The organism is Cytobacillus sp. C11.1 (genome assembly GCF_058145115.1).
In genome coordinates this window covers 1,796,112-1,817,505 of record NZ_CM176935.1, presented here as the reverse complement: position 1 = coordinate 1,817,505, position 21,394 = coordinate 1,796,112, and the positions used below count along the sequence as shown (strand labels likewise).

Sequence of the window (21,394 nt, the reverse complement as noted above, 5' to 3'; positions counted from 1 at the left end):
CTCAGCGGAAAATAAGACCATTACCAGAAGTTTATACGATAACATAAATCGGTAAACGCCTAAAGGGCAGAAAGACCCTAAACGGGTGAATTTTCCCTTATATGTTTTAAGACGTAAAAAAGAAAGCGGGAGTTACATATTAAATGCAACTCCCGCTTTATGATTAAAGGGCTTCAGTACGAAGAATTTCTGCTTTGTCTGTACGCTCCCAAGGAAGATCAACATCTGTACGTCCGAAATGGCCGTAAGCAGCTGTCTGCTTATAGATCGGGCGGCGAAGGTCAAGCATGTTAATAATGCCTGCAGGACGAAGATCAAAGTGCTTTCTAATAAGATCAACAAGCACATCTTCCTCTACTTTTCCTGTGCCAAATGTATCTACAGATATGGATACTGGCTGTGCTACACCAATAGCGTATGCAAGCTGTACTTCCACTTTTTCTGCTAAACCAGCAGCTACAAGGTTTTTCGCAACATAGCGTGCAGCATAGGCAGCAGAACGGTCAACCTTTGTAGGATCCTTACCGGAGAACGCTCCGCCGCCGTGGCGTGCATAACCGCCGTAAGTATCTACAATGATTTTTCGTCCCGTTAACCCTGCGTCCCCTTGAGGTCCGCCGATAACGAAACGTCCTGTTGGATTAATGAAGTATTTTGTATCCTCATCGATTAGTTCTTTCGGAACAACCGGATTGATGACATGTTCCTTCAGGTTGCGCTGGATTTGCTCCAGGCTGATTTCCGGATGATGCTGAGTGGAAATAACAATCGTGTCAATACGGACAGGCTTGTCATTTTCATCATACTCAACCGTTACCTGAGTTTTGCCGTCCGGACGAAGGTAAGGAAGAATCTCTTCTTTGCGCACTTCGGTCAGGCGGCGGGATATTTTATGTGCTAAAGAAATCGGAAGAGGCATAAGCTCTTTTGTTTCGTTGCAGGCAAAGCCAAACATTAAGCCCTGGTCTCCTGCACCGATTGCTTCGATTTCCTCATCGCTCATATTTCCTTCGCGTGCTTCCAACGCCTGGTCAACACCCATGGCGATATCCGCTGACTGTTCGTCAATGGAAGTTAAGACTGCACATGTTTCAGAGTCGAAACCATATTTAGCACGGGTATAACCGATTTCTTTCACCGTTTCACGAACGATTTTTGGAATATCTACGTATGTAGATGTTGTGATTTCACCTGCGACTAATACAAGTCCTGTTGTTACAGAAGTTTCTGCAGCAACGCGGGCATTCGCATCTTTAGATAAAATCGCATCTAAAATTGCATCAGAAATTTGGTCACAAATTTTATCCGGATGACCTTCAGTAACTGATTCAGAAGTAAACAAACGACGCTTTGTTGACATCTGGCTTCCTCCTTATAAATAGAAAATTGAGCGAGAATTAGAAACGCGGAAGCAGCCTCAAAAAAACTTTTTCCTGGCATTTCAAGGATCTCTGTTTGATACGGAACTCATTCCCTTAGTAGTATGAAATAAACATGGAGTTTTTATCCCGCATTAACGGGCAGTATGCCCCACACTTCTAGTGTTTTATAGTCTAACTAAGAATTGTGCGTGGGGACCAACTGCCCGTAAAAGCCCGATTGGTTCAACTAACCATCAGTGAAACCCATACTGATGGAAGTTTCACTTTATTAAGAAAATTGGAAACGCTGACCACGAAGCCAAGGTTCATTTTCTTAAGCACCGCTGGAAGCTGCCTTTAAAAAGCAAACTTGCTAGCAGAGCCAGGCCATAAAACTCACATAAATAGTACATTCCAAAAGCCGTTCATTTCATTGCCAGTGCAAAATAAAAAACCTTCTCATTAGTGAAAAGGTTGAAAGCAAATCAATTCGCGCCTTTCACTCTTATCGTTCAAGGAATTACGTCCTTGCGTCAGGTTAGCACCTTTGCTGTTTATTGCCTTTTAGCAGGTTGCTGGGTTTCATAGGGCCTGTCCCTCCACCAGCTCGGGATAAGAGAGTATCCGTTCAAGGTTGAATCATACCGTATTTTATCGAATTATGTCAACAAATTTTAATCAATTTTTTTATTAAAATTTCCCTGATGAAAATAAGGTGATATCCTTACAGGGAACAGTTTCCGTCATCACACTTATTCTTTAAAAATTTATGCCTGTTTTTAGCGGTCCATTGATAAATGGGATTTCCGATTATAGGTGTAAATGGGATATATAATAGAATGCTTACTAAAAAGGTTGCAGGAAAATGCAGCATGAGTCTTCTTACGGCATAGTACCCTTTTTTAATATCACCATTAGGAGTAATGATATGAAGTTCTTTTCGCAAATCCTGTTTGGGAAACGAAATGGAGTTCGGTTTTTTTACATATTCCTGCAAGGAAACCCACTCCACCCTATTCAGCCAATCAAGCTTTTTAGAAAGCCGCTTCGTCTCCTTGCATAAAGAACACGTTCCATCATAAAGGGCAATTGTCTTCATTAATACCAGTCCCATGTTCAGACTTAACACTTTCTTCTATTTTAACATATACCGGTTATAAGGCGTTAAAATGTACTTTTTAGTCTAATTGTGACATTTCTATAACATTGGGTAAAAAATTATCACAATAGTATAGACTAATTAATTTAATGTGTTATACTAATTTTGAGATGTAATCACTTTCATAAAAAAATCGGAAAAAGGAAGGTATTCATCAGATGAACTCTGTAAGCATATCAAACGAATTGAGCGAATTATTAAATGGCAGCAACATTCAAGTACAATTATCTGTTCCTCAGCTTGTGGAAAAAGTTTTAAACCGTAACGAAGGGTCTCTTACATCAACTGGTGCCGTACGTGCTACTACTGGAAAGTATACAGGACGATCCCCTAAAGATAAATACATTGTTGAAGAAGCATCAAATAAAGATAAAATTGACTGGGGCAGCGTAAACCAGCCAATTTCTGAAGAAGCATTCTCAAGCTTATATAATAAAGTAATAAACTACTTAAAAGAAAAAGAAGAAGTATTTGTTTTCAAAGGCTTTGCGGGTGCCGATAAAAAACATCGCATGCCAATCCAGGTCATCAACGAATATGCTTGGCACAACCTGTTCGCACACCAATTATTTATTCGTCCGGCAGAAGATGAGCTTCTTGACCATGAATCAGAGTTTACTGTGATTTCTGCTCCTAATTTCAAAGCAGATCCTGCTGTTGATGGCACAAAATCCGAAACATTTATCATCATTTCATTCGAACGCCGCACTGTTTTGATCGGCGGTACAGAATATGCTGGCGAAATGAAAAAGTCCATCTTCTCTGTGATGAACTATATGCTTCCAGAAAACGGAATCCTTCCTATGCACTGTTCAGCAAACGTTGGACGTGAAGGCGATGTTGCTTTATTCTTCGGTTTATCCGGAACTGGAAAAACGACATTGTCCGCTGATCCAAACCGCCGCTTAATCGGTGATGATGAGCACGGCTGGTCAGCAAATGGCGTATTCAACATTGAAGGCGGATGCTACGCGAAATGCATCAACTTATCACGCGAAAAAGAACCGCAAATTTTCGATGCGATCCGCTTTGGGGCCGTATTGGAAAATGTAGTGATTAACAGCGAAACTCGCGTGGCTGATTACGATGACAGCACACTAACTGAAAATACACGTGCGGCATACCAGCTGCAGGCCATCGATAATATCGTTGACCCAAGCATTGCCGGACACCCTAATACAATTGTATTCTTAACAGCTGACGCATTTGGCGTATTGCCTCCAATTTCTAAATTATCAAAAGAACAGGCAATGTACCATTTCTTAAGCGGCTATACTTCCAAGCTTGCTGGAACTGAGCGCGGCATTACATCACCGCAGGCAACATTCTCAACTTGCTTCGGATCACCATTTCTTCCGCTGCCTGCAAACCGCTATGCTGAAATGCTAGGTGAAAAAATCGATGAGCATAACGCAAAAGTCTTCCTTGTGAACACAGGCTGGACTGGCGGAGAGTACGGAGTCGGCGAACGTATGAAGCTTGCCTACACACGTGCAATGATAGAAGCTGCTCTTGAAGGCGAACTGAACAACGTAGACACAATCAAAGACGAAATCTTTGGCCTTGAAATTCCACAGCACGTAACAGGTGTACCTGATGAAGTCCTTCAGCCAAACAAAACATGGGCTGACCAGGCTGCTTATGAATTTAAAGCGAAAGAACTCGCATCAAAATTCCGTGAGAACTTCAAGAAATTCACAAGCGTTTCCTCTGAAATCGAAGAAAAAGGCGGACCAATCGCATAATATAAAAAGGAATTGCCGTTTTGGAGCGGCAATTCCTTTTTTGTAGTATTTTCTTGGGAACCAATTGGATTTGTCAATTTTCGATTAGTAATCAGAACTATTAGTTCCTTTCACGCTCATTTTCCCCTGTTCACCGGCACTATTCACACCGATTAGTTCCCTTCTCGCGCTCCTTTCTCCGCTCACCTGCACTATTGACACCGATTAGTTCCCTTTGCAAGTGCCTTTCCTCGTTCATCGACACTATCCAAACTAAAGCTACTTCTACAGGTTAACCTTTTATTGTTTAGGATGATGGTCCGCCTTCCTCACATCAAGCGGCATCGACTGATTCAGGACGGTCATTCTATATTTACCGCTCTTCTTGATCTCCAGGTTACCGCTATACATACTGACTGTTTTTCCGCTTTCAGCTTTGATATATTCCTCTTTATCTGAAAATATAAATACTTCTTCTGTTCTGTCTTCAAAACTAAATAACCCAAGTTCCACTTGCTCAGGCAGGTCATCGCCCTCAACTTCAAGGTACACATTTTTAAAGGTTCCTGCCACCAGGTCTTCCTGCGAAATCATTAGTGTGGAGTCACCCATCTTTACATAAGGCTCCTTCACGCGAATGGAAAATTCCTCAAATGTTTTTTCTCCAAACATGAACTTCAGATTCCAGATGCCATGTTTTTCAAAAGGCTGGAAGCTTGTCAAAGCGTGGGCATCAGAACCATAAATACCTGCGCTTAAGGGGAATGAAGCCATCTTCTGTGTAAAGCCAGTATCCACATGGACTGCTTCCACTTTCATGTTTTGATAAACCTGCTCGCCAGGCTTCCACCATAAATAGACCATGATTTTCGCTACACTTCTGTCGTCACCGGCAATCCATTCAGGAGGACTTAACAAACTGACCCTTCCTGGTATGCCAAAATTCGAATCTGGATAGACAGGTTTCCCATCTTGACCAAGAAGAGCAAAATATTCACCGCTTTCTGCTCTTTCAACCACTCCCCCCAGATGATTTTCTGGTTCGCTTTTATTCTCCAAAACTAAAACAGGGGCAATGATAAGTACTGATAGAATTGCAGCCAAAACACCAGCCCTTTGAAAAGAAAAAATAAATTTTCTTTTTGGCGCCTTTTGTTTCCGAATGCTGTGTATAATTCTATTTTTCTGATCCCCATTTAGTTCATGGGCAGGAAGTTCTTTCAATTTCTCGAGCAGCTCTTTATCAGAAAGATGTGTCACTTTGCTCATCCTCCTTTAATAGCAAATTTAGTTTTTTTACTGCACGGTGAAAGGTCACATTCACCTTATTTTCTGTCCACCCCAGTACCTCTCCAGTCTCCTCAGCTGATAGTTCGGCAATTCCTCTTAGCAGGACTACGTCACGGTAGTTAGTTTTCAATGTATTAATAGCCGCCAATAACCGGGCAGATTCCGCCTTTTGTATTAAAATCTCTTCTGTGATTGCTAATTCTATTTGTGAAGGCTGCCTTGACAATTTCTCCTTAAGATTTTGCCAGACACTTCTCTTTCTATAAAAATCAATGGCTGCATTGCGTGCAATACTGATTAGCCATGTTTTTGGATTTGAATCAAATTTAAAACGTCCGCAGGACTGAAATGCTTTTAAAAATGTTTCCTGCACAAGATCTTCTACATCCATGGATCCTGTAAAATACACCAGGTAATTGGTGATATCTTTTTCATATTCTTGAAACCATTGTTCCACTTGCCGGCCGGCATCCATCAACTTCCCTCCTTTGTTAAATAGGACGGATTTTTTGATTCCATCTTACAGTTTTATTGGAAAAATTTTATTTACATCAAAAAACGCCCGGACATAGTCCAGGCGCTCATTTAATTTGTTGAATTTAATGCTACTAGTTGGTACGTAATGACTGTCTGGTTATTTTCCCACTCCACTTTTTTGATAATCCCTGTGCCATTCAGGTCGCCGTCAATCGTTCTTTTCACTTCAACAGGGATGTCCAGCGGGTATAATCTGTACCCTTCTTTGACCAGTGAAAAATAGTTCTCATCAAGTCTCTTTTCCCTGCCCTTTGTCACGATCATTGTATTTAACTCCAAAGGCATACCCATTTGGTATCTCTCCTTCATTTGTGATATCATTACCTCTATTTTACCCCACCTTTAACAGCACTGAAAGTCCCAAAGAAAAAATAGAGAGATTCTCATTCGCAGCTTTTCATCCAGGCTGTTAAATCCTCAACGGTTTTCCGATTAACGGCAGGGGGGAAGTAATGGGTGTATTCTTTAAAATACCAGCTATCCACCTTCTTATTGAGTGCTTTTAGCCTTTTTTCCAGGCGGAATGAATGCTCCACCGAGACATTCAGATCCTGCTCTCCATGGATGATCAGAACTGGCGCCTGCAGCTTTTCCAGCTGAAAAAGCGGCGTCCTGTATTTATAGCGGTCCGGAAATTTAGTCGGGGTCCCGCCAATCACCCGTTTCATCATCCGGCGAAGGTCCTTGCGTTCCACATAGGTAAGGAACATATCGCTGACGCCTCCCCATGTCACTACTGAAGCTGCTTCAGGAAATTGGATTGCAGTCAGCAGCGCCATCACACCGCCTCGTGAAAAGCCAAAAATATGAACCTTTTTTACTCTTGAATGCTCCTGGAGAAGAGTGAAAGCTGCGAAGGCATCCTGCCGGTCATCCCCCGCAAAATCCTCGTTGCCATCTCCTCCTTGGTTCCCCCTATAGAAAGGCGCGAAAACAATAAAGCCTTCACAAGCAAACTGAACAATCCTCCCAGGCCTCACTTTGCCGACATTTTTAATACCGCCGCGCAAGTATAGGAATCCATCAAACAATTCTTCACCCTTTGGTTCTGCAAGAAGACCCTTGATATGTAATCCGTTTGCATAATATGTGACCACCGATAGTTCGATTGCTGGGTTAGGTGAAGGAAATCTCTGCTTATCAATGATTTGCCCGTTTTTGAAATTCATAGTCCCATCTCCCTTTTGGAGTAGTTATTTGCTGATTGACGTCAGACCGGGAAGTTGCACTTGTATTTTGGCTGTTTTCGCAAACTCTGTGCTTTTTAAACAAGTAGTGAGGAGAGGTTGATTTCCGCTCCAGGATGCTCAGCGAACCGCGGGGCGGGCTGAGCCTCCTCGGCGCGCAGCGCCTGTGGGGTCTCACCTGTCCCACTCCTCCCGCTGGAGTCTCGCACCTTACGCTCCAATCAACCAACCTTATTTTCAATGTTTCTATTCACAAATCTATTCAATAACAATAGTCTTTTAGAAAACAGCCTATATTTTAAAAGTCGAATATAAACCATTCAAACTTCCTTCATAACCATTCAAATTGCACACCTTTCGAAGAGTACTAAATAAACCTTACATCGCGGCACTTATTAAACACATACTTCTTGTTTCGCTTATGAATAATTACGTATATTTCAAAAGTCCGGCTCGTTTAATTTCTTAAAATTTTGCACATTCCCCAACTTTTCTCCTGCTACGGCTACTAGTATAAGCATTCTTCCCTGCTTCTAAAAAGTTTTAATATAGGCATTCACACATTTTTTCCGCTTTCATACGATATCCTAGGCTTTTAAATCTGAAATTTTTTACCATAAGGGAGGTCTTACGGCTTATGAAAAAACGGTTAAAAGTAAGCATACTGTTGTTGCTTACGGCGATACTTATTGTTCCTTTGGCGGCATGCGGCAAGGATGAAGTCCAAAAGGTCCGCGTTGCAGAGGTAACACGTTCCATTTTCTATGCCCCGCAATATGTAGCCCTGGAAAAAGGTTTTTTTGAAGAAGAAGGGCTTAGTGTTGAGCTTACAACTACTGCAGGCGGAGATAAAACGATGACAGCCTTGCTCTCAGACAGCGCGGATGTTGCGCTCGTTGGCTCTGAAACATCCATTTACGTATCCGCACAGGGCTCCAATGACCCCGTGATCAATTTTGCTCAGCTGACACAAACAGACGGGACGTTTCTGGTTTCCCGTAATAAAATCGATAATTTTTCCTGGGATATGCTAAAGGGAAAAACATTCCTGGGCCAGCGCAAAGGCGGCATGCCTCAAATGGTCGGCGAATTTGTGCTGAAAAAGCATGGAATTGATCCGCACGCAGATATGGAATTGATTCAAAATATTGATTATGCCAATATTGCTCCAGCCTTCGCTTCTGGTACTGGGGAGTTTGTCCAGCTATTTGAGCCGACTGCCAGTGTGTTTGAAAAAGAAGGCAAAGGATATATTGTCGCTTCATTTGGAACGGAGTCCGGTCATGTACCATATACCACATTCATGACGAAACAAAGCTATATTGATGAAAATAAAGAAACGGTCGAGAAATTTACAAGGGCGATCTATAAAGCACAGCAATGGGTAGAGAACCACAGCGCGAAGGAAACAGCAGAAGCCATCAAAGGTTATTTTGACAACACAGAGCTGGAAATAATCGAAATGGTGGTAGACCGCTATAAGAGCCAGGGTTCCTTTGCGACAGATCCTATTTTGGATACAGAAGAATGGGATAATCTGCAGAACATCATGGATGAAGCGGGAGAGCTGCCAAAGCGCATCGAGCATGGCACATTGGTTAATACAGAAATCGCCGATGGTGTAATGAAATAATACCGCAGCTTTATAAAAATTTTAAAAAGAGGAGGCCGACATGGATTTTCTAAAAGTAAATGCCATTCACCACACTTATTTTACGAAGACCACTGCTGTTACGGCCCTCTCCGATGTTTCGCTTGAGGTGGAGGAAGGGGAATTTGTTTCCTTCCTCGGTCCGAGCGGATGCGGCAAGACAACTTTGCTTTCCATTATAGCTGGCCTGTTTGAACCGACAGAAGGGGCTGTGACGCTTGAAGGAAAGCGGGTAGAAACAGCAGAAAACGAAATCGGCTATATGCTGCAGCAGGATTACCTTTTTCCGTGGAAAACAATTGAAGAGAATATTTTGTTGGGGCTGAAAATAGGAAATAGCCTTTCACAGGATAAAAGAGCATATGCACTGGAACTCCTCGATAAAATGGGCCTTAAGGGTGTCGAATCACAGTTGCCAAAGCAGCTTTCCGGGGGAATGCGGCAGCGTGTCGCTCTTGTAAGAACGCTTGCGACAGAACCCAAGCTGCTGATGCTCGATGAGCCATTTTCCGCTTTGGATTATCAAACGAAACTGAAGCTTGAGGATTTGGTTTCCAACACCCTTAAATCTTTCGGAAAAACGGCTATACTTGTTACCCATGATATCGGCGAGGCAATAAGCATGAGCGATCGCATTTTTCTTTTCTCAGCAAGGCCCGGCCAGCTTCATAAAACATTTGTTATTCCAAAAGAATTAAGAGATGAAACTCCATTTAACGCTCGTAATCATGAAGCATACCCATCCATTTTTCAAACCATATGGAAGGAGCTGGAGTCCCTTGAGCCCGCAGGAGAACGTTAAATTCCTTCATCAGAAATATATCCAATCACTGAATCGCGAAAAACGTTGGGTCCGCTTCTATCAACTGGTTATCTTTCTAGTCTTTTTTACAGGCTGGGAGCTGGCAAGCCAGAAACAATGGGTAGACCCTTTAATCTTCAGCTCTCCTTCTAAGGTTTGGGGTCTGCTTTTAACAAAAATCCAGGATGGGACCTTAATGATTGACCTGGGCTATACCTTGTCAGAAACGGTATTCGGATTCATACTCGGAACTTTTTTAGGCACTTTCCTAGCAGCGATTCTTTGGTGGTCACCGATGATTTCAAAGATTTCCGACCCGTATTTGGTGGTGCTTAATTCAATGCCTAAGGTTGCGCTGGGCCCGATCTTGATTGTAGCATTAGGCCCGAGCTTCACTTCCATCGTCGCCATGGGTGCCATTATCTCAATCATCATCACTACTATTGTCGTGTATACGTCCTTTAGAGAAGTCGATCCGAACTATATAAAGGTACTGCAGACCTTCGGTGCCAATAGAGTGCAAATTTTTAAGGAAGCCATTCTGCCAGCCTCTTTTCCAACCATTATCTCAACATTAAAGGTCAATGTGGGATTATCGTGGGTTGGAGTTATTGTCGGGGAATTCCTTGTTTCTTCAAAAGGTCTGGGCTATATGATTATTTACGGCTTCCAGGTCTTTAACTTCACTCTTGTTATGCTGTCACTGCTTGTGATTGCTGTTTTTGCAACGATCATGTACCAGCTTGTCGAACTTCTTGAGAAAAAATTAATTAAAAATGGATCATAACAAAAACGGCAACGAAAAATTGCCGTTTTTATTTTTCTTCTACTATTCTTTTAATGCTTTTTTCGATCACTTTATCCTTCATGATAAAACTGTATTGATCTCCCCATCTTTCTTCCAAAAGATTTCCGTATATTAGAACCGGCCCGTCTGTTTCAAAATATTGTGGTTTCTCCTCCAGCTGCCCGGCCTCTCCGTAAAAAACCGCTTTAACAAAATGACCGTTATTCGCACTAACCTCATATTCTCCTAAAAATTCAAGGCTTTTCAGAATGGCACCCGTTTCCTCATAAACCTCTCTCCTTGCCGCTTCTTCAAGAGATTCACTTCTCTCTGCTTTGCCCCCGGGGAATTCCCAGCCGCGCTCTTTATGATTGGTCAGCAGCCATTTGCCTTCAAAGCGGCAAATGACAAGGACATGTTTAGGCTCGCTGTCAAAGGAACCCTTTTTAAAAGAGAGGCGTACTTCCCCTCCGTTCGCATCCGAAAATTTTTCCATATTATACCTCACTCGTAAAAATATCCTTTGATGTTATCATTATAAGGGGAAATGGCTTATAAAAAAACTCTGGGCCAATAGTATGGAAAATACATATTTTTGAAACTTTCTTCTTTTTTTATCGTAAAAACAACTGACTAACACACGAGGGAGTGTATATCTTGAAAAAAACTCTGGCAATCATGACAGGTTTTGTTATGATCCTTATGCTGGCTGCGTGCAGTGAAACAGCCAAGCCTGTCGATGAAACAGCTTCAGGAAACGCCAAAGGAACAAACAAAGAAGAAACCAAAACGGAAGAAAAATCGGGACTGACACTTGAGGAAGTATTAACTAAATCGACAGAAGCTTCCGAAGGGCTAAAAAGCTTCTCCGTTAAAATGGATATGAGCCAGCAAATGAGCTCTGATTCTGAAGCAGCAGAAAGCATGAATATTGATTCAGTTATTGATATGGATGTAACAACAGATCCTACCGCTTTTTATCAAAAGATGACAATGTCAATGGAAGGCGCAGAAGAATCCTATGATATTGAAAGCTATTTTACCGAGAAAGGCATGTTCCTTTTTGATGCAGCAGGCGAGAAGTGGATGAAATTCCCTAAAGAAATGTCAGATGATTTGCTCCAGATGTCCAGCCAGCAGACAAATCCTGGCGAAGAACTAAAAAAGCTTCAGCAGTTTGTAGATGACTTTACATTTGAACAAGACGCTGAAAGCTATATTCTGAAGCTTAAGGCCAATGGAGAAAAATTCAACGAATTTGTGAAGGAAACAGCTGCTGAAACACTGCCGCCTGAATTGGCTGCCAATGGAGAAATGCTTGAAAATATGAAAATTAATAGCGTTGAATACGAAATCGTCATTGATAAAGAATCGTTCTATCCAAACGTGCTGAACATGATCATGGAAATGGAAATTGCAGCTGAAGACCAGACAATCGCCATGAAACAGACCATGAACGGTCAATATTCCAACTACGATAAGGTAGAAGCCATAACAGTACCGCAGGAAGTGATCGATACAGCTATAGAGATGGAAATGTAAGAAAGCTGGGGCAAATGCCTCAGCTTTTTATTTATGCTCATCTTCAGTAAGAATCCCCATACCTTCAATATGCTTTCGGGCTTCATCGTCGCCAAGATTATAAATCATTCCGTAGATTTTCTTCATCGTCTCATCGTAGGCATCATTTTCACGGTCGTAATGGTACTGGACATACGGAACGTGAGCTCTGAAGAAGTTTTGCCACTCTGTTGAAAAATTCTGGTCAAAATACTCCCTTAATGCAATAATTTCATCGTCATTTGCCTCTATTTTATAATTCCAGGTCGAGTCTGTGGCACTCTGTGATATTTCCCCGGAGGCAAGCGTTATATAATACGTTTTTTTATTCCCTTCCATCCTGTCAGCCCCTTTTGGTTTAGGTTCTGTTAAATTTTCCTGTTGATTTTCGCTGCAGGCACTCGCTTCCGCGGGGATCCGATGCTTCTCTTCGCTTTGCTCCTGCGATCTGCACTCCCTCAGGACTTTGAATTTGCATCTCTGAGAAAACACCGCAAGAAGAAATACGATTGCATTTTTTAAGGAGTCTCTAGCCTTCCGCTCTAATCAACAGGTTGCTAAACAACAATAAGCTTTAACAGAGCGTTGGTTTAAGAAAAAATTAATGCTAATGTTCCAAGCAATTCGACTTTCTTAGTTATCGTTTCCCACATTTATGATAAAATTATACGAAATTAAGATCATTCTCCCGGAGCTTACATATACTAAGTTTAATCAATGGCTGTGATCAGCGAAGCAGACATTGCATTGTCCCGAAGTAAAGCAGCGAGGAATATTTTTCGGCATGAAGGGTATTAAATAAGTATACTATTAAAAACGGGATCTTTTTTTAGGGAGGTGAATTGCCATGAAACTTATTGATGAGCTTTACGAACTCTACCGAAACAAGCTGACAGGTGATGAAGAGGATATTGACATGCTTGCTTTCGCCTTCTTGGAGGAAATGGACAGAGAGGATTTGCTGAGCATTATCCGCGATATGGATAACCAGGAGCTTTATGACTTAATGGGGCTTTATTTGATTGAGAGCCTGAAAGGGAAGTTCGCAAGCGAAAATTATGGCCAGCGCCGCAGCCCGATCATCCATCATAGAAACATACACTAACGATACATAACAGGATATATTTTCAGTCCATAATATTATGCAGCGGCTCCAATGCCGCTTTTTATTTTGCAAAAAAATGACAAGCACTGCTAATACTTGTCTGTTGTTTCCGCACCAGACGTTTGCTTTTTCCGCGGGCTGTCTGATGCTCCCAGGCACCATGCGCCTGCGGAATCTCCCTTAGACTCGCTTCTCCCACTTGAGTCTCAAGCCTTCCGCTCCAATGAACAGAGTGCCAATATCAACACTGAACTATAACAGAATCAAATGATAAAAGACTGGCTTTGCAGCCAGTCCTTTATCTATTATCCCAGGTATGCTTTAAGCATCCAAATATGTTTTTTCAAGCTTTGCTTAACAGCAATCAGCATATCGCCTGTGCCTTCATCCTTAGCTTCTTCTGCAAGCTCAATGCCTTCCTGAAGCTCGTCCAGCATTTTTTCGAAGTCATCGACAATCGATTGGACCATTTCTTCTTCTTTTTCAGATCCAGTCGCTTCTTTGATTGAAGCCGTTTCCAGGCACTCCTTCATGGTTGCAACCGGATTTCCTTCTAATGCTAAAATTCGTTCAGCCAATTCATCTACATGTTCATTGGCTTCATTATAAAGTTCTTCAAACTTGGCATGCAGGGTAAAGAAGTTTTTCCCTTTAATATACCAGTGGTAGTTATGAAGCTTTACATATAAAACAGTCCAGTTTGCTACTTGCTGATTAACAGCACTTACTAATTCCTTACTCATATAAATCATCCTCCCAACAATAGATTACCCTCAAAAAATAGAAATAAAACCTGTGCCAGTTCTTCAGCGAAATTTTTATGAAAAGGCTATTTCATGGTAAAATATTGTTAGAAAAGGGGGAGAAACATGTATACGGTTTTAGTTATATCAATTATCATCGTCTTCGTCGTTCTATTATTAAGTGTAGTAACCACTTCAAAAGCCTATCAATTTAAACATACAGTAGACCCGATTGATCCGCTTCCTGAAAACGAAAGAGAAAACGAACAACAGGAAGAGGAATCAGAAAAAAACCAAAACCATTCATAAGCATACGCTATTCTAAATAGAGCCTCCGCCTTTTCGGAGGTTTTCCTTTTCTTTAATAGGGGATTGAATAAAATGACAATAAAAGTGGAGAGGACATTCTAATGGATATTTACTCCATAACGCTTACTGTTTTTTTAGTATTAAATATTATTCTTGCTGTCTTCGTTATATTTTTGGAACGAAGAGATGCCGGTGCTACCTGGGCATGGCTGATGGTCCTGTTCTTCATTCCGCTGCTTGGGTTTTTCATGTACCTTTTCTTTGGCCAAAATTTAACGAGAAGAAAAATGTTTCAATGGGAAGACCGCAAGAAGATTGGGATAGATGAACTGCTCAATAATCAGATTAAGGGGATCAAAGCCAAAGATTTTCGTTTTCAGAATAACATCATTTTGAAATGCAAAGATCTGATCTACATGCATCTGGTCAATAATGATGCTGTATTGACTCAGGATAACTCTGTTACAATCTTTACCGATGGCAGAGAGAAATTTGACTCGCTTATGCGGGATATAACGGAAGCAAAGGATCACATTCACTTACAATACTATATCTTCAAGCGAGATAATCTTGGGAAAAGCCTGATCAATCTGCTCACTGAAAAAGCCAAAGAAGGGGTAAAAGTGAGAGTACTGTATGATGAGCTTGGCTCAAGAAGCCTGCACAAAAAAGTATTTAAAGAGCTAATGGAAGCAGGCGGCGAGATTGAAGCCTTTTTCCCTTCACGTCTGCATTTTATCAACCTGAGGATTAATTACCGCAATCACCGGAAGCTTGCTATCATAGACGGTAAAATTGGCTATGTCGGCGGATTCAACGTTGGGGATGAATATCTCGGCTTGAATCCAAGATTCGGCTATTGGCGTGATACCCATTTACGGATTGAAGGAAGCGCAGTCCACTCCATGCAAACACGCTTCATCCTTGACTGGAACCAGGCTTCCCATCGCCATGATATTTACTATGCTCCTGAATTCTTTCCACCAGCCTATTCGTCTGAAAATGTAGGAATGCAGATTGTTACCAGCGGACCTGATTCGGAGTGGGAACAAATTAAAAATGGCTATATTAAAATGATTTCGTCAGCCCGCAAATCTATTTATATCCAAACCCCATACTTCATTCCGGATGCAAGTGTTCTGGACGCTTTGAGAATTGCTGCACTCTCCGGAGTGGAAGTCAATATTATGATTCCGAACAAGCCTGACCATATGTTTGTCTATTGGGCAACCTTTTCCTATGTGGGGGAAATGCTGAAAGCTGATGCAAATATTTATATTTATGAAAATGGCTTTATCCACGCCAAAACGATAATTGTAGATGAAGAAGTTTCCTCTGTCGGGACGGCCAATATTGACGTGAGAAGTTTCAGGCTGAACTTTGAAGTTAACGCATTTATATATGATCGTGAAGTATCGAGAAACTTAACGGAAAGCTTTAAAGAAGATATCCAGCTATCAAGAAAGCTGACAGCGGAAGACTACAGCAAGAGGGCTTTAAAAATTAAATTAAAAGAGTCAGTTTCAAGGCTGCTGTCTCCGATCTTATAGAAAAAACGGGCTGATAGCAGCCCGTTTTTCTTTTATGCAAAAACTTGTTTTAAATCTTCCTTTGAATGATCCAGCCAAAATCTCATCAGGCGCTTTGCACCTTCAAGATCATGAAGTTTTGCCTGGCCGCATTGCTTTTCATTTGCAGCAGGAATTTCCGTTACTTCAACTGCATCCTTTAATGTGTCTTCTAGCAAATCAATGATTTCCTCGACTGCCGGTTCTCCGCTTACAACCAGATAATAGCCTGTCTGGCATCCCATCGGTGAAATATCAATGATATCAAAATGATCATACTTTTCGGCATGTGTACGGATATTGAAAGCAAGCAGATGCTCCAATGTATGAATCACATCCGGCTTCATGGCCTGTTTGTTTGGCTGACAAAAGCGAATATCAAATTTATTGACCACACCGTCACTTCCAACCTTATGTACACCACAGTGCCTTACATATGGCGCTTTAACAGCGTTATGATCTAATTCAAAGCTTTCAACTGAAGGCATCAAGAACACTCCCTAATGTTTTCCTTTTATTATAACGCAATTTCCGACTAAATTCATCAAATTAATATGAACATTTAGACGTTTTAACGATTATATGTTATTTTAAAGGAAAATATGTTCGTAAAAGGGAAGGCCTTTTTATGCTGAAAAAATTATTAATATCACTATTTCGCTTTTACCAAATTGTTATTTCTCCTCTTAAGCCTCCAACATGCCGATTTTATCCGACATGTTCCCATTATGGGCTGGAATCTGTTAAGCGGTTCGGAGCGTTAAGGGGCGGATGGCTTACAATAAAACGAATCGTCAAATGCCATCCTTTTCATCCGGGCGGCCTTGATTTTGTCCCTGAGGAATGGCCCGGCAAGAAAAGGGATTAAGACTCGTACCCGTCTACTACCAAATCGAGCTTACCTGTGCCTGGGTTAATGACTAATCCGTGCACAGGCACATCCTCGGGCATTAATGGATGCTTTTTCACCATATGGACACTGTGCGCAACACTATCTTCTACATTTTCAAAGCCTTTCAGCCAGTCTCCGGCGGCAATTCCTGAATAAGTCACCGTATCCAATGCATCCTCTGTAATGCCTCTCTCCTTCATACTGCTAACAACAGTATCAGCTTTCATTCCGCTCATCCCGCAATCATGATGGCCAATCACAAATACTTCTTTCGCCTGCAGCTGGTATACTGCAATAAGAATGCTTCTCATAATACTTCCAAAAGGGTGTGTGACAAGCGCGCCAGCATTTTTAATAATTTTCACATCACCGTTTCTTACATTCAGTGCTTTAGGAAGCAGCTCGACTAAACGGGTGTCCATGCAAGTTAAAATAACCATCTTTTTATTGGGGAATTTTGTTGTTTCAAACTCTTCGTATCTCTTTTCTTCAACAAATTGCTGATTATGGTTTAAGATTTCTTCTAAAAGTTTCAATTGTTCCACTCCCATTCTAATTAATTATGAGACCAGCAGCTCTTAGCTGCTATATCGGACAAAGTTATTGTCAATAATATAGAGAGACTTTAACAGGCTGGCTATTGATTGTTAAAAAATGTCCCTCTTAACCATGATACAAAAAGCCGGGGCTGCAAACAAATTTTTATCCTTGCTTTTTTGCTATATATTTTGTAAGATTACTAAGTGAAATCGTAATGATTACGTATTAAATATTTTTTTACTAGATAAATCGTAATAAATACGCTTTATAAAGAGAGGAGAAACGTCATGAAAAAAGCCATTATTTTTTTATTTCTAGGCCTTATTCTGGTTTTATCAGCCTGCACAGATGAAAGCCCTGCAAAAGAAGGAGGGGAAAACAAGAAAGAGACTGTTTATACAACTGTCTATCCGCTCCAATATTTTACAGAAAGGATTGGCGGAGATTTTATAGAAGTAGCAACGGTTTACCCTCCTGGATCAGATGAACATACTTTTGAGCCATCTCAAAAAGATATGATGAATTTGGCTGATTCAGATCTATTTATTTTTGTGGGACTCGGACTTGAGGGATTTGTGGAAAAAGCAAAAGAAACATTGAAAAATGAGAATGTTACAATGGCCGCAGCCGGAGAAAATATCGAATTTGTTCATTCCGAAGACAATCACGATGCAGCTCATGAAGAAGAAGAAGGGCATTCAGAGGAACATGCCGGTGACGAAGAAGAAAGCCATTCTGATGATCATTCCGGCGAAGCAGAAGAAGGCCATGATGACCATAACCATGGGGACATTGACCCGCATGTATGGCTTGACCCTTTATACGCCAAGGAATTGGCAAAATCGGTTAAAGCTGCTTTAGCAGAACAAATGCCTGAACACGAAGAGCAATTCGAAAAAAACTATCAGGAGCTTTCACAAGAGCTTGATGACTTGCACAGCGATTTCGAGCAAACCATTAAGAATGCGAAGCATAAAGAATTCATTGTTTCCCATGCAGCTTACGGCTATTGGGAAGAACGTTATGGTTTAGACCAAATTAGCGTCTCCGGGTTAAACTCTTCAAGTGAACCTACCCAAAAGGAATTACAGAAAATTATTGCTGAAGCAAAAGAGCATGACTTAAAATATGTCTTTTTTGAACAAAATGTAAGCTCACGGCTTACCGAAATTCTGCAAAAAGAAATTGGTGCCAAACCTTTAATGCTCCATAACTTGTCTGTCTTAACAGAAGAGGATATACAAGATAACCAGACTTATTTTACCCTCATGAGAGACAATCTTGCCTCGCTTGAAAAAGCATTAAATGAATAATTAAAGTTCACCTCCCAGCCTGGGAGGTTTTTTTATTCCCTTGGCTGTGTAAAAGTTCACTTTGAATTCAGCACCTGTTGATGGGAGCGGAAGGCGTGATATCCCTGCGGGAGAGTGAATCAAAGATAGATCCCGCACAGAGGTATCATGCGCAGAAGAGCAACGGGCCGTCCAGGGAAACCGAGAGACTGAAACAGAAATCAGCTCACCTGTTTTCTAGAATTCTTTCCTTAAAATCAATTCAAGGAAATGTTTACATATTTGGATTTAATTTAGAAGAAACTATTTCCATTGAAGAATTTTGAAGGGATGAAAATTCAATGAGTGATTTATTGATTGCCCGGTCCTTATTTGGGACCACCATGGGCTTCCACATTATTTTTGCCACAATAGGCGTTGGTTTGCCGCTTATGATGCTAACTGCCGAACTCCTTTATCAAAAAACGAAGGACCAGGATTACGTCATTATGGCTAAAAGGTGGACCAAGGCCTTTGCCGTTCTCCTTGGAGTGGGAATCCCGACAGGAACGATTGCGGGGACACAGCTCTCCCTCTTATGGCCAGGTTTTATGGAAGTGATCGGCATAGTAATGGCATTGCCATTCCAAATTGAAATCTACGCCTTTTTTATTGAGGCTTTATTTATGTCCATATATGTGTATGCAGCTGAAAGAATCCCGCCATGGATGCGGATTTCAAGCCTGGTTCTCGTTGCTCTTGGTGCGTTCGCTTCTGCGGTCCTGATTACAAATGTCCATGCCTTTGAAGGAACACCGCAGGGATTCAGGATTGTTGATGGAGAAATTGTCGATGTGGACCCCTGGGCTGCCTTTTTTAACCCGAGCTTTATTGTGACAGCAGGGCATGTGGCATTATCGGCTTATACCACAGGGGCATTTGTGGTCGCATCGGTAGCCGCTTTTAAAATGTTGAAGACGCCATTTGAAACCAGAGTTTATAACTTTCATAAAAAAGCGTTAATGCTTAGCTTAATCGTAGGAGGAATCTTTTCCTTTCTAACAGCTATAAACGGCCATGAATCAGCTCAATATCTGCATGAATACCAGCCTGAAAAGCTGGCTGCGGCTGAAGGGCTGTTTGAAACTCAATCGTACGCCCCGCTGGCAATCGGCGGATTTACAGACCGTGAAACACAGGAAGTGAAATGGGGAATTGAGATCCCTTGGGCGTTGAGTTTTTTGGCCGGAAATAGCTTTGATACCGTCGTAGTAGGGCTAAATGATTTTCCGGAAGAAGAGTGGCCGCCGCTTTTCATCCATACCCTTTTTAATGCGATGGTCGGCATAGGCTCATTACTGATTTTATTATCATTGGTCGCCTTCGTATGGAACAAGTTTTTGAAAAAGGACCGTTTTCCCCGTTTCTTTATGTGGGCTTTTATTGCATCTGGCCCGCTGGCAGTTCTGGGGATTGAATTTGGCTGGATTTTCGCATGTACAGGACGCCAGCCTTGGACCATTTACCGGGTGCTTTCCACTGCCGATTCCGTTACAACTGCGGAGAATTTGGGTATTTTATTTATTCTTTTTGCCTTGATTTATGTGGTGCTCGGGGTGGCAGTTGTATTTGTCATGCTTTATTACTTTAAAAAGAATACCGTCATTGATGATATCAATAGAGCTGAACAGAAAAACGTTCCACTCTACGGATCAAACTCGTGAAGGAGTGAACTGAATGCCTGAAGAACTGCTGGCCATAACGGTGCTATGGGGTTTCGTATTTATATACGCAGTTATGGCAACGATGGATTTTGGCGCCGGATTCTGGTCTATGATTTATTTAAATCGGCCGAAAATCAAAGCTGCAAATGTGGCAAACCGTTATTTATCGCCTACCTGGGAAGTTACAAACACCTTTATCGTTGCAATTGTGGTAGCCGTTTATAGCCTATTTCCTTCTGCAGCTTATACTCTGGGAACCGTACTTCTCATTCCTGGGAGCCTAATTTTACTGCTGCTGGCTATCCGCAGTGCATTCCTCGTGTTTTCCAACATCGCTGAGGAATATCGAAAACCGCTTACATATGTTTCAGGTATATCAGGGATACTGATTCCTGGGTTGCTGATCAGCGTATTGCCGATCACTCACGGGAATTTCGTGAACTTCGCTGATGGCAGGCAGTCACTGGATCTCGCACGTCTTTTTACAAGCCCCAATGAATATGCATTTATCGGCTTTGCCATCAGCAGCACCCTGTTTTTGTCATCCCTGCTGCTGGCGGATTACTCCAAAGCCTCAGAGGAAATGGTAGCCTACTCTGTGTACCGGAGGGATGCCATTATTCTGGGTCCGATTTCGATTGCAATGGCTTTTCTCATTATGTTCACACTAAAGAAGGAAGCCTTCTGGATTTATGAAAAAATGCTTGATGATCTTCCTGTGCTATTATTTTCGCTCGGATTGTTTTTACTTGGCGGATTAGCACTTTTCCTGCCATCGGTAAATAAAAAAGGCGTGAAGGGAATCCCAAGGCTCTCCGTCATAGCTGTCACCCTGCAATACCTGGCTGCCAGCTATGTATACGGAAAAGCACATCTGCCATACATCGTTTATCCAGAGGTAACCATTGCCTCCGCCTTTACAGACCCAAGTTCATTCAGGGCTATTTTCGCTACCTATATCGCAGGATTCCTAATCCTATTTCCCGGCTTTATTTACTTTTGGAGCTTATTCATGAACGACAAACGCTATCTGCGGCAAAAACAAACCAAAGACCCAACCTAACATTCCCTGCAAATGCCACGACTTAATGTCCGCACCCTGCAGAAAATAAAGAAGACCCTGGTACCAGGTACCGCCCGAATTTTGTCGAATTCGGTTTGGTCGCAAATCTGCTAAGGAGTGA

The 21,394-nt window shown here is 41.7% G+C and carries 23 protein-coding genes and 1 riboswitch; of the genes, 12 read left to right on the top strand and 11 right to left on the bottom strand.

The window, feature by feature from the left end; translation table 11 throughout:
* Window positions 1-163: 163 nt before the first annotated feature.
* Window positions 164-1,360: a methionine adenosyltransferase gene (metK, locus tag AC3ZVC_RS09050; protein ID WP_490067982.1), complete on the bottom strand. Its 1,197-nt coding sequence runs from the start codon at window positions 1,358-1,360 to the stop codon at window positions 164-166.
* 503 nt (window positions 1,361-1,863) lie between these two features.
* Window positions 1,864-1,980, bottom strand: a riboswitch (SAM riboswitch).
* Window positions 1,981-2,085: 105 nt separating this feature from the next.
* Window positions 2,086-2,460 (bottom strand): thiol-disulfide oxidoreductase DCC family protein, encoded by a 375-nt coding sequence (locus tag AC3ZVC_RS09045; RefSeq protein ID WP_490067981.1) that lies wholly within the window; start codon window positions 2,458-2,460, stop codon window positions 2,086-2,088.
* A gap of 218 nt (window positions 2,461-2,678) precedes the next feature.
* Between AC3ZVC_RS09045 and pckA the strand changes: the two genes are divergently transcribed.
* A complete protein-coding gene (pckA, locus tag AC3ZVC_RS09040; protein WP_490067980.1) occupies window positions 2,679-4,265 on the top strand; it encodes a phosphoenolpyruvate carboxykinase (ATP) in 1,587 nt (528 codons plus the stop codon).
* 279 nt (window positions 4,266-4,544) lie between these two features.
* On the opposite strand, the gene AC3ZVC_RS09035 is transcribed toward pckA, so the two are convergent.
* The 4 genes from AC3ZVC_RS09035 to AC3ZVC_RS09020 all read right to left on the bottom strand — a co-directional run bounded on the left by AC3ZVC_RS09035 (window position 4,545) and on the right by AC3ZVC_RS09020 (window position 7,240).
* Window positions 4,545-5,504, bottom strand: a complete 960-nt coding sequence (locus AC3ZVC_RS09035) for a hypothetical protein (RefSeq protein ID WP_490067979.1) — start codon at window positions 5,502-5,504, stop codon at window positions 4,545-4,547.
* Window positions 5,488-6,009, bottom strand: a complete 522-nt coding sequence (locus AC3ZVC_RS09030) for an RNA polymerase sigma factor (protein WP_490067978.1) — start codon at window positions 6,007-6,009, stop codon at window positions 5,488-5,490. Before AC3ZVC_RS09030 ends, AC3ZVC_RS09035 begins: the two co-directional genes overlap by 17 nt.
* Window positions 6,010-6,119: 110 nt before the next feature.
* Entirely contained in the window at window positions 6,120-6,362 is a 243-nt protein-coding gene (locus AC3ZVC_RS09025; protein WP_490067977.1) for a DUF2584 domain-containing protein, read from the bottom strand.
* 92 nt (window positions 6,363-6,454) lie between these two features.
* On the bottom strand, window positions 6,455-7,240 hold the full coding sequence (locus AC3ZVC_RS09020) for an alpha/beta hydrolase family protein (RefSeq protein ID WP_490067976.1): 786 nt from the start codon (window positions 7,238-7,240) through the stop codon (window positions 6,455-6,457).
* A gap of 655 nt (window positions 7,241-7,895) precedes the next feature.
* On the opposite strand from AC3ZVC_RS09020, the gene AC3ZVC_RS09015 reads away from it, so the two are divergent.
* Genes AC3ZVC_RS09015 through AC3ZVC_RS09005 form a run of 3 tightly spaced genes read left to right on the top strand, consistent with a single transcriptional unit; the run spans window position 7,896 to window position 10,498 of the window.
* A complete protein-coding gene (locus AC3ZVC_RS09015; RefSeq protein ID WP_490067975.1) occupies window positions 7,896-8,891 on the top strand; it encodes an ABC transporter substrate-binding protein in 996 nt (331 codons plus the stop codon).
* Window positions 8,892-8,931: 40 nt separating this feature from the next.
* Entirely contained in the window at window positions 8,932-9,711 is a 780-nt protein-coding gene (locus AC3ZVC_RS09010) for an ABC transporter ATP-binding protein (protein WP_490067974.1), read from the top strand.
* On the top strand, window positions 9,689-10,498 hold the full coding sequence (locus AC3ZVC_RS09005) for an ABC transporter permease (protein ID WP_490067973.1): 810 nt from the start codon (window positions 9,689-9,691) through the stop codon (window positions 10,496-10,498). The genes AC3ZVC_RS09010 and AC3ZVC_RS09005 overlap by 23 nt, the downstream gene beginning before the upstream one ends.
* A 28-nt stretch (window positions 10,499-10,526) precedes the next feature.
* Here AC3ZVC_RS09005 and ytkD read toward each other — a convergent pair whose 3' ends face one another.
* The gene (ytkD, locus tag AC3ZVC_RS09000) at window positions 10,527-10,994 is read right to left on the bottom strand and encodes an RNA deprotection pyrophosphohydrolase (RefSeq protein WP_490067972.1); all 468 of its coding nucleotides are present in this window, start codon (window positions 10,992-10,994) and stop codon (window positions 10,527-10,529) included.
* Between the two features lie 161 nt (window positions 10,995-11,155).
* On the opposite strand from ytkD, the gene AC3ZVC_RS08995 reads away from it, so the two are divergent.
* Entirely contained in the window at window positions 11,156-12,040 is an 885-nt protein-coding gene (locus AC3ZVC_RS08995) for a DUF6612 family protein (protein WP_490067971.1), read from the top strand.
* Window positions 12,041-12,067: 27 nt separating this feature from the next.
* Here AC3ZVC_RS08995 and AC3ZVC_RS08990 read toward each other — a convergent pair whose 3' ends face one another.
* Entirely contained in the window at window positions 12,068-12,397 is a 330-nt protein-coding gene (locus tag AC3ZVC_RS08990; protein ID WP_490067970.1) for a hydrolase, read from the bottom strand.
* 508 nt (window positions 12,398-12,905) lie between these two features.
* On the opposite strand from AC3ZVC_RS08990, the gene AC3ZVC_RS08985 reads away from it, so the two are divergent.
* Window positions 12,906-13,163 carry a DUF6154 family protein gene (locus AC3ZVC_RS08985; protein ID WP_110066387.1) on the top strand — a complete coding sequence of 86 codons (258 nt, stop codon included), beginning with the start codon at window positions 12,906-12,908 and terminating at the stop codon, window positions 13,161-13,163.
* Between the two features lie 305 nt (window positions 13,164-13,468).
* Here the strand turns inward: AC3ZVC_RS08985 and AC3ZVC_RS08980 are convergent, their stop codons facing one another.
* On the bottom strand, window positions 13,469-13,906 hold the full coding sequence (locus tag AC3ZVC_RS08980; RefSeq protein WP_490067969.1) for a Dps family protein: 438 nt from the start codon (window positions 13,904-13,906) through the stop codon (window positions 13,469-13,471).
* A gap of 126 nt (window positions 13,907-14,032) precedes the next feature.
* On the opposite strand from AC3ZVC_RS08980, the gene ytzI reads away from it, so the two are divergent.
* Together ytzI and cls are read left to right on the top strand one after the other, a co-directional pair.
* Window positions 14,033-14,215 carry a YtzI protein gene (ytzI, locus tag AC3ZVC_RS08975; RefSeq protein WP_490067968.1) on the top strand — a complete coding sequence of 61 codons (183 nt, stop codon included), beginning with the start codon at window positions 14,033-14,035 and terminating at the stop codon, window positions 14,213-14,215.
* Between the two features lie 101 nt (window positions 14,216-14,316).
* A complete protein-coding gene (cls, locus tag AC3ZVC_RS08970) occupies window positions 14,317-15,765 on the top strand; it encodes a cardiolipin synthase (protein WP_490067967.1) in 1,449 nt (482 codons plus the stop codon).
* Window positions 15,766-15,797: 32 nt separating this feature from the next.
* Here the strand turns inward: cls and AC3ZVC_RS08965 are convergent, their stop codons facing one another.
* Window positions 15,798-16,271, bottom strand: a complete 474-nt coding sequence (locus tag AC3ZVC_RS08965; RefSeq protein ID WP_490067966.1) for an S-ribosylhomocysteine lyase — start codon at window positions 16,269-16,271, stop codon at window positions 15,798-15,800.
* A 140-nt stretch (window positions 16,272-16,411) separates the two neighbouring features.
* Between AC3ZVC_RS08965 and yidD the strand changes: the two genes are divergently transcribed.
* Window positions 16,412-16,651 carry a membrane protein insertion efficiency factor YidD gene (gene yidD, locus AC3ZVC_RS08960; protein ID WP_490067965.1) on the top strand — a complete coding sequence of 80 codons (240 nt, stop codon included), beginning with the start codon at window positions 16,412-16,414 and terminating at the stop codon, window positions 16,649-16,651.
* Here the strand turns inward: yidD and AC3ZVC_RS08955 are convergent.
* Window positions 16,648-17,211 (bottom strand): beta-class carbonic anhydrase, encoded by a 564-nt coding sequence (locus AC3ZVC_RS08955; protein ID WP_490067964.1) that lies wholly within the window; start codon window positions 17,209-17,211, stop codon window positions 16,648-16,650. The two genes, yidD and AC3ZVC_RS08955, sit on opposite strands and share 4 nt — an antisense overlap.
* Window positions 17,212-17,502: 291 nt before the next feature.
* Here AC3ZVC_RS08955 and AC3ZVC_RS08950 point away from each other — a divergent pair, with 291 nt between their 5' ends.
* The 3 genes from AC3ZVC_RS08950 to AC3ZVC_RS08940 all read left to right on the top strand — a co-directional run bounded on the left by AC3ZVC_RS08950 (window position 17,503) and on the right by AC3ZVC_RS08940 (window position 21,273).
* Window positions 17,503-18,528 (top strand): metal ABC transporter solute-binding protein, Zn/Mn family, encoded by a 1,026-nt coding sequence (locus AC3ZVC_RS08950; protein ID WP_490067963.1) that lies wholly within the window; start codon window positions 17,503-17,505, stop codon window positions 18,526-18,528.
* A gap of 320 nt (window positions 18,529-18,848) precedes the next feature.
* A complete protein-coding gene (locus AC3ZVC_RS08945) occupies window positions 18,849-20,210 on the top strand; it encodes a cytochrome ubiquinol oxidase subunit I (protein WP_490067961.1) in 1,362 nt (453 codons plus the stop codon).
* Between the two features lie 13 nt (window positions 20,211-20,223).
* On the top strand, window positions 20,224-21,273 hold the full coding sequence (locus AC3ZVC_RS08940; RefSeq protein ID WP_490067960.1) for a cytochrome d ubiquinol oxidase subunit II: 1,050 nt from the start codon (window positions 20,224-20,226) through the stop codon (window positions 21,271-21,273).
* Window positions 21,274-21,394 lie beyond the last annotated feature (121 nt).